The 8,118-nt window shown below is 65.7% G+C and carries 10 protein-coding genes; 6 read left to right on the plus strand and 4 right to left on the minus strand.

Going from position 1 to position 8,118, the window contains the following annotated elements; genetic code table 11:
- A partial coding sequence (locus DSP71_RS21785; protein ID WP_220151060.1) for a hypothetical protein occupies nt 1-289 on the plus strand: 289 nt, incomplete at its 5' end.
- Between the two features lie 14 nt (nt 290-303).
- Here the strand turns inward: DSP71_RS21785 and DSP71_RS00870 are convergent.
- Nucleotides 304-1,074 carry an oxidoreductase gene (locus DSP71_RS00870; protein ID WP_113680126.1) on the minus strand — a complete coding sequence of 257 codons (771 nt, stop codon included), beginning with the start codon at nt 1,072-1,074 and terminating at the stop codon, nt 304-306.
- Nucleotides 1,075-1,128: 54 nt separating this feature from the next.
- Here DSP71_RS00870 and DSP71_RS00875 point away from each other — a divergent pair, with 54 nt between their 5' ends.
- Nucleotides 1,129-1,443 (plus strand): helix-turn-helix transcriptional regulator, encoded by a 315-nt coding sequence (locus tag DSP71_RS00875; protein WP_113680127.1) that lies wholly within the window; start codon nt 1,129-1,131, stop codon nt 1,441-1,443.
- A 118-nt stretch (nt 1,444-1,561) separates the two neighbouring features.
- On the opposite strand, the gene DSP71_RS00880 is transcribed toward DSP71_RS00875, so the two are convergent.
- Complete coding sequence (locus DSP71_RS00880) at nt 1,562-2,173, minus strand: TetR/AcrR family transcriptional regulator (protein WP_113680128.1); 612 nt, start codon at nt 2,171-2,173, stop codon at nt 1,562-1,564.
- A gap of 90 nt (nt 2,174-2,263) precedes the next feature.
- Here DSP71_RS00880 and DSP71_RS00885 point away from each other — a divergent pair, with 90 nt between their 5' ends.
- A complete protein-coding gene (locus DSP71_RS00885) occupies nt 2,264-2,905 on the plus strand; it encodes a hypothetical protein (protein ID WP_257021917.1) in 642 nt (213 codons plus the stop codon).
- Between the two features lie 20 nt (nt 2,906-2,925).
- Nucleotides 2,926-3,852 carry a CPBP family intramembrane glutamic endopeptidase gene (locus DSP71_RS00890; RefSeq protein ID WP_113680130.1) on the plus strand — a complete coding sequence of 309 codons (927 nt, stop codon included), beginning with the start codon at nt 2,926-2,928 and terminating at the stop codon, nt 3,850-3,852.
- A gap of 19 nt (nt 3,853-3,871) precedes the next feature.
- On the opposite strand, the gene DSP71_RS00895 is transcribed toward DSP71_RS00890, so the two are convergent.
- On the minus strand, nt 3,872-4,489 hold the full coding sequence (locus tag DSP71_RS00895; RefSeq protein ID WP_113680131.1) for a hypothetical protein: 618 nt from the start codon (nt 4,487-4,489) through the stop codon (nt 3,872-3,874).
- Between the two features lie 276 nt (nt 4,490-4,765).
- Nucleotides 4,766-5,707 (minus strand): LysR family transcriptional regulator, encoded by a 942-nt coding sequence (locus DSP71_RS00900; protein WP_046747612.1) that lies wholly within the window; start codon nt 5,705-5,707, stop codon nt 4,766-4,768.
- A 121-nt stretch (nt 5,708-5,828) separates the two neighbouring features.
- On the opposite strand from DSP71_RS00900, the gene DSP71_RS00905 reads away from it, so the two are divergent.
- Nucleotides 5,829-6,833, plus strand: coding sequence for a DUF1852 domain-containing protein (locus DSP71_RS00905; protein WP_058630750.1), 1,005 nt, complete (start codon nt 5,829-5,831; stop codon nt 6,831-6,833).
- Nucleotides 6,834-6,853: 20 nt separating this feature from the next.
- The gene (locus DSP71_RS00910) at nt 6,854-7,888 is read left to right on the plus strand and encodes a methionine synthase (protein WP_058630749.1); all 1,035 of its coding nucleotides are present in this window, start codon (nt 6,854-6,856) and stop codon (nt 7,886-7,888) included.
- Nucleotides 7,889-8,118: the final 230 nt, after the last annotated feature.

Genomic DNA, 8,118 nt, shown 5'->3' on the forward strand with positions numbered 1-8,118 from the left:
ATCGGTCGCGATGCTCGCGTCGCTCCCGCCCGGCGACGCGGCGGCGGCCGAGGCGGCGATGCTCGCCGCGACGGCCGCCGACCTGGAGATCAGCAATCTCGGTGTCTCCGTCGATGAGGGCGCCGACGTGCCTGCGATCTGGGGGCCGACGATGACGACGCAGGTGAGAGGCGAGCGCATCCTCGGTGTTCTCACGCATGGTGATCGTCTTCGGCTCACCCTCACGACGCACGAGCAGGTCGGAACGCTCGTCGCCGGCATCGTTCGCAGGGTGACGTCTGCCATCTAGTGTGAGCGTGCCTCCTACAGTGTGGGGATGATACCGCCGTCGACGCGGTACTCGGCGCCGGTCAGCCAACCTGCCCGATCCGAGGCGAGGAAGGCGATGAGCTCGGCGGCGTCCTCCGGCCTGCCCGGCGTGCCGAGCGGGATCGAGAGGTGCTCGACGATCCGCTGTTCCATCTCGCTCGCCGAAATGCCGTGACTCGCCGCAGCGTCGCCGATCGAGGCGGCCGCGCCCTCGGTCTTGATGAAGCCGGGGACGACCACGAGGACGCGCACCCCGCTCCTCCCGGTCTCCACCGCGAGGGTCCGACTGTACGCGTTGAGTGCCGCTTTCGAGGCGGCGTAGGACGCCTGCCCCGGCTGCGGGTAGTGGCTCGATATCGACGAGACGTGCACGACGACACCGCCCTCGCGCTCGATCATGCTCGGCACGATCTCTCTGTCCAGCCGGACGACACCGAGAAGATTGGTGGCGAGGTCCGCCTGCCAGGCCTCGTCGCGGAGGCTGAGGGTCGGTGCTTCTTCGGTGAGCACAGCGGCATTCTGCACCAGGACATCGACATGTCCGTCTGCGAGAACGGCGCGGGCGAAGTGCTCGACACCGTCCGCGTTGCTGAGATCCGCGGGAATCCAGGATGCTTCGACCCCGGCGGGTGGTGCGGACCTCGACCCGATGACCACGGTTGCCCCTGCTGCGGCGAACCGCCTGGCGACGGCGAGCCCGATACCGCGCGCTCCTCCTGTGACGACGACGCGTCGGCCGCTGAACTCGTGCTGTGTGTCTGTCATGCGGACTACTCTATCGATGATCGTCGATTATCGATCTTTTGCTAGGATCGACTTGTGCGCTCGATACATCACCCATCGCTCGACGAGATCGAACTCCATCAGGTCCTGCATGCTCTCGGCAGTCCGGTCCGGCTGGCCGTGGTCGCGGGCCTGCTCGATGGGGGAGTCCATCAGGGGAGCGAGTTCGATGTGGGGGTTTCTCAATCCACGTTGAGCCATCATGTGAAGATCCTTCGCGAGGCGGGTATCGTCCAGAACGATCCGGAGGGCACGAGATGCCTGCTCTCGTTGCGGACCGTGGACCTCGAGAAGCGGTTCCCCGGTCTCGTCGACTCCTTGGGAATGCTCGTGCAGGGTGCGAAGGCGTAGACACCACGATCTCCGCGGACGGACGCGCCTTCACTCGGCGATGAGGTGGACGTGGACGACGGAGACGATCGATGAGGACGCGTTGTTCACGGTTCGGGCGCCAGGGCGGTGGCGATCATCATGCGGCGGGCCATTCGCTCATGACCGCGTGGGCTGCGAGCCGCAGAGTCGTCGTCTCGGCCTCGATGCCCACGGCGTCGAAAGGCAGCGCGCGTTCGGTCATGAGCCCCGCCAGCACGGTCGAGAGGAACCGTGCTCGCTCCTCGACTCGACCGCCGGGGATCACGCCCTCGTCGATCAAGGTGGTCAGCCACTGCGAGATCCGATGTCGCCCCATGCGGTCCAGGGCTAGGTAGGTGGCTGCCTCGTCCTCGGACGGGGCGGTGGCTACATAAGCCTCGTAGAGCGCCTCCCACTGGTTCCGCGCGCTCTCGCCCACGCCGATTTGGCGGAGGATGAGCTGCAAGCACGCGATGAGCCTCTCCCCCGCCGTCAGAGAACGATCATTGATCGGATCATCGGGGATCTCCAGGTCGTACATCGCGGCCACCACCGTCTCGATGAGTTCCCGCTGCGTCGGGAAGAAGTGGCGTAGCGACCCCGTGCTCACCTGAGCGCGGGCGGCCACTGCTCTCACGCTCAGACGTGCGGTCGGGTTCTCGCCCAGCATGGTTGCCGCGGCGATGAGGATCTTCTCCCGTGTTCCCGGTTCCTTCGGCGCTTCGTCCATTTTTCCCTCATGAGCCATCCGTCTATAACAGTGTGCTAGTTTAGCCCGTCGTTGGCTATCACGCTGTATTAGATTCTGGAGGGCGAGATGATGGCGGGAAAGAACTGGCGCAACCGTCGCGTTCGTGTCGGTTCCGGCGAACCGCTGCGCCGCTATCGCTGGTGGCAGATGTTCGGTCGGTCACTCCGATCGATCACGCTGCGCTCTGCCGACGGCACGACGTCGACGTACACGGTCGACGTCCGTCATGCCGGCGATATGACCGACGGTGAGATCCGTGCGCGTCTCTACGTCGACGGAGCGCTGCAGTCCTACGCGAAGATGCCCACGCGCTTCGCGGTGCCAGGCGGACACATCGAGGTGGCGATCACCGGGTTCGGGCTCAAACGGTGCCACTATGTGCGGGCAGACGGTGTGGAACAGCAGCTGTCGCCCGATCCTCGATCCGCCGAAGGGCGTCGCGCTCTCTTGCACGAGCAGCATCCCGGAGTGAGCCGTGTGATCGGCCTCGTCTCCATCGCGTTCGTCGTGGCCGGCCTCACTGTCGAGGTCCCTCAGATCATCGAGGCCCTCTCGAAGATCCCCCTGATCGCCGACTCGATCGGTACCTTCGCCTCGCCCATCCGACTCCCGCTCGAGCTCAATCTGCTCGTCGGTCTCGCCGCTGTCCTCGGCAGCACGGAACGAGCCCTGCGAATGCGTTCGAGTTGGATCGACGAGCTCGCCAGCTGACCTCCCCGAAAGGAACGACCATGCACCAGAGCGACCCTGCCACACGACCCGCAACGCAGGACGCCGACAGTCGAGTCGCGGGAGGAAGCCGCCCGTTCGGTGTGCACTTCCGGATGGCGTGGTGGAAAGTGCTCATCGTGATCGTGGCGCTGCCAGCGACGCTCCTGGTCACTCAACTCGGGCTGTACCTGCTCGCGGGCCTCGTCGAAAGCGGGGACCCGTTCGCACCCGAGCTGACGCCCCTCAAGCTGCTGGCGGCGAACGTCAGCACCGGACTCACGGCCCTGTTGGCGCTCGCCCTGGCCGGGTGGTTCGCGAAGGTGCCGTGGCGCGTCGTCTTCAGTGCGCCACGCAGTTTCGACCGCCGTCGGCTCGTGACGTACTTCTTGGGCTCGGTTGTGGTCGTCGGCCTCGCGATGGGGGTGGTGGGGCTGACAGCGTCGGAACAGGTCGGCTGGATGGGATTGTCGATCACCGGCACGACGGCCGGACTGCTCATCGTCATGCTCCTGTCGACACCGGTGCAGACCGTCGGTGAAGAGATCATGTTCCGTGGCGTGCTTCTGCCTGCTACCGGGTCATGGTTCCGGTCCGCGAAGCCGGCCTTCCTCACAGGCCTCACTCTCTCGAGTGCGATGTTCGCCCTCCTGCACGGCTCCAGCGACCCGATGCTGTTCGCTTACTATCTCTTCTTCTCCGTGTGCACCGCGGTGATGGGATTGCTCACCCGCGGGCTCGAAGCAGCGATCGCCTTCCACACGGCGAACAACCTCCTGACGACGACACTCAACGCGATCTTGAGCGGGGGCGGTGCTGTCGCTGTCGATCGATCAGAGGGCTCCACCGGCGGCTTCGCCCTTCTCCTGCCCGCAGCCGGGAGCCTCGCAGCGCTCGTCATGGTCGGGGTCCGGGAGCGGTCGCGCCACCGCGCCGGGACGCACCGCTAGTTTCCCTGGGACGGCGACGCTATCGTCCCGCTGTCACATTCGCGAGACTCTCGGCGAGCTCCTCCGCGCCTTCAGAGACATCGAGCGCGGTGTGACGAGGGAGCTCCCCGTCCTCGCCGCGAGCGTAGAACGCGGCCAGGAGCGCGATGATGTTCGGGTACTTTCCCTCGGGTCCGTCCCACTGTGATGCATACTGCGAGTTGCCGACCAGGCGGCCGGTGCAGACCAACACCCGAACGAGGATCTGCTCGACTTCGGCGATCGAGGGTGCGGGCCCGGTCTTCAGTCGTTCGAACACCGGAAGGACGGAGCGACCCTCCCACTGGATGTCCTGCTGGAGGATCGCCTGGGGGTCGAAGGTCGCTGGGTCGTAGTGGAAGCTGTGCCGCACCCCGTCGTTCTCCGTGATGAGCGCCGAAAAGCCGACCCCGATTCGATCGATGTAGCCCTCTGCGGCGATGCGCACTTCGTCCCGGCTGCGCTGAGCCGAGGCGGCGGTACCGATGTAGAGGATGTCGCGGTCGGGAGCGGCATAGATGTAGGTGTTCTCGGGGTGAGCCTCGTCGGCACGCACCAGCGCGATGCCGGCGCCGCGGGCGATCGCGACGAGATCGTCGACCTTCATGAGTTTGACCATGGTGTCACTGCTTCCTGTGGGTGATCATTCGCCGGAGTCATGCGTGACTATCGGCGCGATCGCCCGTGTGGGAAGCCATGCACGAGGGGTGCCGCAGTCGGTGCAGGAGCGTGACCCGGGAATCTGCCCGAGCTCTCACCTCCTTCGATGCCGGCGACGAAAGGCACAGTCCGATGCCGAAGGGGGCGAGTGGTGATGCTCCGGGCGCTCGACGCCGCCTTCGGGCTTCACTGAGCCGCCGCTCCGGGAGGGGGGATGGGCGATGAGGTCTCGACCTCACCCGAGCAGTTCCACGCCGAACTCGGAGACGACGGCGCGCAGTTCGGCGAGGTAGCGCTGTGCCTGCTCGGTGAGCGGGATCGCCGAGTGGCCGATCCAGCCGATCTCGATGTTCTCGTCGACGTCGAGCGGGATGGCGACGATCTCGGGGTCGAGGTCGTCGCTGATGATGCCGGTCGAGATGGTGTAGCCGTCGAGGCCGATCATCAGGTTGAAGATGGTCGCGCGGTCGGAGACGCGGATGTCCTGCGGGCTCGAGAGGGTGGAGAGGATCTCCTCGGCGAAGTAGAAGGAGTTGTTCGCGCCCTGGTCGAACGTGAGCCTCGGCACGTCGGCGAGATCGGCGAGCGTTACGCGCTTCCGCGCGGCGAGGGGGTTCTTGCGGGAGATGAAGATGTGCGGGTCTGCGACGAAGAGCGGGTGAAAGGCGAGCCCGGAGTCGCGGAGCAGCTTGTCGATCACGTTGCGGTTGAAGTCGTTGCGATAGAGGATCCCCAGCTCGCTGCGGAGGGTGCGGACGTCTTCGATGATGTCCCAGGTGCGCGTCTCGCGCAGGGAGAACTCGTACTCGGTCGCCGCGGTCGCCTTCACCATCCGCACGAGGGCGTCGACAGCGAACGAATAGTGCTGGGTCGAGACGCCGAGGAGTCGTCGGGACGGCGGACGACCGAGGTAGCGCTGCTCCAGGAGCGCCACCTGCTCGACGACCTGCCGGGCGTACCCGAGGAACTCGACACCATCGGTGGTGAGCGTCACGCCCCGGGCGGAGCGGATCAGGAGTTCGCGCCCCACTCTGCCCTCGAGATCCTTCATCGCCGCGGACAGGGTGGGCTGGGCGACATAGAGCAGGTCGGCGGCGGCACTGATCGATCCCTCCGCGGCGACTTCGATGTAATAGGTGAGCTGCTGGAGGGTGATGCCGTTCGAACGCTTGGCCATAGATTCAACCTATGCCACGGCATAGTCGACGCGCATTACCCGATGGGCCCTTGCAGTCGTCATCATGGAGAAACCCCCGATCGAGGCCGAGCCCGGCCGATCTTCCACCGATTGGCCGCTCATGGCATCCGAATTCACGTTCCGCATCACGACGACCCGTTTCGACGAGGACTACTCGCCGTCGGACGACTCGCGCATCACCACGAACTTCGCCAATCTGGCGCGCGGCGAGCACCGTCAGCAGAACCTCCGCAACGCCCTGACGATGATCGACCGGCGGTTCAACGATCTGGCGCACTGGGACAACCCGAGCCGCGATCGCTACACGCTCGAACTCGAGATCGTCTCGGTGGCGATCCAATTCGCCACGGAGGGGGAGGATCGGGAGTTCCCTCTTCTCGAGGTGCTGGAGGTGACCATCGTCGATCGGTCGACGGGCACGCGCACTCAGGGCATCGTGGGCAACAACTTCTCGTCGTACATCCGCGACTTCGACTTCAGCGTGCGGTTGCCGGCGGCCACCGCGGCCGCGGGAGGCTTCACCGTTCCCGACGACTTCGGCGACCTGCACGGCAAGCTCTTCCAGCACTTCCTCGACTCCGAGGCGTACCGGGAGCGGTTCACGCTGTCGCCCGTCATCTGCATCAGCGTCTCGACGAGCAAGACGTACCGTCGCACCGAGAACCACCACCCGATCCTCGGTGTCGAGTACGAGCAGAAGGACGGCTCGCTGACCGACGAGTACTTCGGCAAGATGGGCCTCTCGGTCCGCTACTTCATGCCGCGAGGCAGCGTCGCCCCGCTGGCGTTCTACTTCCGCGGGGATCTGCTCAGCGACTACACGAACCTCCAGCTCATCGGCACGATCAGCACGATGGAGACCTTCCAGAAGATCTATCGACCGGAGATCTACAACGCGAACTCCGAGGCCGCGAGCATCTACCGGCCGACCCTGGAGCAGCAGGACTACTCGGTGACCAAGATCGCCTACGACCGGGAGGAGCGCAGCCGGCTCGCGGCCGAGCAGGGGCGGTACGCCGACGCGCATCTGATGACCCCGCACGGCGAGCTCCTCGAGAGGTGGGCCGTCGGCCGTTCCGCAGACTCGCTGGTGTCCGTCGGATGACGAACGGACGAGCCCCGATCATGCCCGAGATCCTTCCCACCTCCATCGTCGGCAGCCTGCCGAAGCCTTCCTGGCTGGCCGAGCCCGAGACGCTCTGGTCCCCGTGGAAGCTGGAGGGCGATGCCCTGGTGGAGGGCGTGCAGGACGCGCTTCGCCTCACTGTGCACGAGCAACGTCAGGCCGGCATCGACATCATCAGCGACGGGGAGCAGTCGCGCCAGCACTTCGTCACGACGTTCATCGAGCACCTCTCCGGTGTCGACTTCGACCAGCGGGAGACCGTGCGGATCCGCGACCGGTACGACGCCAGCGTGCCCACCGTGGTCGGTGCCGTGAGCCGCGAGAAGCCCGTGTTCGTCGAGGACGCGAAGTTCCTCCGCCAGCAGACCGACCAGCCCATCAAGTGGGCTCTGCCCGGTCCGATGACGATGATCGACACGCTCTACGACCGTCACTACAAGAGTCGCGAGAAGCTGGCGTGGGAGTTCGCGACGATCTTGAATCAGGAGGCGAAGGAGCTCGAGGCGGCCGGGGTGGACATCATCCAGTTCGACGAGCCGGCCTTCAACGTGTTCTTCGACGACGTGCAGGACTGGGGCGTGGCCGTGCTCGAACGCGCAGCCGAGGGTCTGCGCGCGGAGACCGTGGTGCACATCTGTTACGGGTACGGGATCAAGGCGAACACCGACTGGAAGGCGACCCTCGGCTCGGAGTGGCGGCAGTACGAGAAGTCGTTCCCGCTTCTGCAGCAGTCGAGCATCGACACCGTCTCGCTGGAGAGTCACCACTCGCACGTGCCCCTGGACCTCATCGAGCTCATCCGGGGCAAGAAGGTCATGCTCGGAGCCATCGATGTGGCGAGCCCCATCATCGAGACTCCGGAGGAGGTCGCCGACACCCTGCGGAACGCCCTCCGCTTCGTCGACGCGGACAAGCTCGTGCCGAGCACGAACTGCGGGTTGGCGCCGTTGTCGCGTGACGTCGCCCGCGGCAAGCTGCGGGCGCTCAGCGCAGGTACTGCTCTCCTTCGTGAGGAGCTCGGCTCCGCGCTCTGATAGCCTCGAGCTTCCGTGCAGCAACCTGAGGAGGTGGTACCCGTGAACGAACTCACGTCGGTGCTCCTCCAGGGAGACACGGTCGGGCGATAGGTCGTCCGGGAGCGCCGCTTCTTCGCCGCACTCCCGAGAGGCACGACCATGCATTTCACTTCACGACGAATCCTCGACGACCGCATCACCGAGCGCACGTTCACACTCGGCGACGTCTCCGGCATCCTGTGGACGCC

Source organism: Microbacterium sp. H6, from assembly GCF_003314775.1.
In the GTDB taxonomy this organism is placed as follows: domain Bacteria; phylum Actinomycetota; class Actinomycetes; order Actinomycetales; family Microbacteriaceae; genus Microbacterium; species Microbacterium oxydans.